This is a genomic window from Arhodomonas sp. KWT, from assembly GCF_010993615.1.
This window is the reverse complement of the sequence record NZ_WNXE01001162.1, coordinates 1-503: the sequence shown is the minus strand read 5'-3', so window position 1 is coordinate 503 and position 503 is coordinate 1. Positions and strand designations below refer to the sequence as shown.

Sequence of the window (503 nt, the reverse complement as noted above, 5' to 3'; positions counted from 1 at the left end):
TCCTACGGCCTGCTGCTCCACGGCCACGGGCCGGGCCGCACCCGCGCGGCGGTGAAGTACGTGGTGATCAACCTGGTGGGATCGGCGCTGTTCCTCGTCGGGGTGGGCACGCTGTACGCCGTGGCCGGCTCACTCAACATCGCCGACCTCGCCGGCCGGGTCGCCGACGTCGCGCCGGCGGACCGCGGCCTGCTCTACGCCAGCGCCTTCCTGCTGGTCACGGTGTTCGCGATCAAGGCGGCGCTGGTGCCGCTGTCGCTGTGGCTGCCGGACGCCTACGCCGGCGCCACCACGCCGGTGGCGGCGCTGTTCGCGATCATGACCAAGATCGGCGTCTACGCCATTCTGCGGGTATACACGGTGGTCTTCGACGCCCCGGCCTCGGCGGCGGTGGAGGCCGTCGGCCCCTGGCTGCTCGGCGCCGCGCTCGCCACGATCGTCATCGGCATGACCGGCTCGCTCGCCGCCGCCGGCCTGCGGCGGCTCGTCGCCTACGCCATGCT

1 protein-coding gene is annotated in these 503 nt (G+C 73.2%); it reads left to right on the top strand.

The window, feature by feature from the left end:
* Positions 1-503: proton-conducting transporter membrane subunit (locus G7A99_RS24740; protein WP_305792388.1), on the top strand; the 503-nt coding region annotated here is incomplete at both ends.